Source organism: Pseudomonas sp. MD195_PC81_125, from assembly GCF_014060985.1.
GTDB classification, from domain to species: Bacteria; Pseudomonadota; Gammaproteobacteria; order Pseudomonadales; family Pseudomonadaceae; genus Aquipseudomonas; species Aquipseudomonas parakoreensis.
Map to the genome: position 1 here is coordinate 1 of NZ_JABULD010000897.1, position 638 is coordinate 638.

The following is a 638-nucleotide window of genomic DNA, read 5'->3' on the forward strand; positions in this document are numbered from 1 at the left end:
CTCAAGATTCACCTCTTCCTCTTCTCCCATCGTGCTGTAACGCTTGCGTAACTCACGCAGCTCCTTGGTATCCAGATGATCCAATGACATGAAGGCGTTCTGGGCGTCCTTTGTTGCTCGGATCAGTTCATCGAGTTTCAGGTGCAAGATGTCGTTATCCCTGTTCTGTGTGTTCTGGATGAGGAATACCATCAGGAAGGTGATGATCGTTGTTGACGTGTTGATGATCAGTTGCCAGGTGTCGTTGTAGTGAAAATACGGACCCGTTAACGCCCAAGCGATGATCAGCAGAATAGCTATCAGAAAGGTTTTCGAGCTGCCGGCCCAGTTCGAGAGTGCTTGGCAAAACTTTGCGAATTTCATGACCATAAATCCAAGTGGGAGATGCCATTTCGACCACGCAAACTCTATGAAATTCTTTGTTACATATGTCTTCTCTCTCCTCGCAATTCCTCCATCGGAAACGCTCCTAACTCTGATAGCGGTTGAGCTGACTGATCACGCAAAAGTTTGCGAAGCCTCCGAGGAAGGCCGACGACTGGCGATTAAAGTCTCAAAAAAAGTCATTCCGCGCCGCTTGTCGCCGTGACTGAAAACAAATTGCAATTACTCACACGGAATTCGCTTCAGATGTCTGT

General features: G+C 47.8%; 1 protein-coding gene. It reads right to left on the minus strand.

The features are described 5' to 3' along the window. Positions 1-363, minus strand: a 363-nt coding sequence (locus tag HT737_RS30185) for a low affinity iron permease family protein (RefSeq protein ID WP_182404652.1), incomplete at its 3' end; no start/stop codon positions are given. Positions 364-638: the final 275 nt, after the last annotated feature.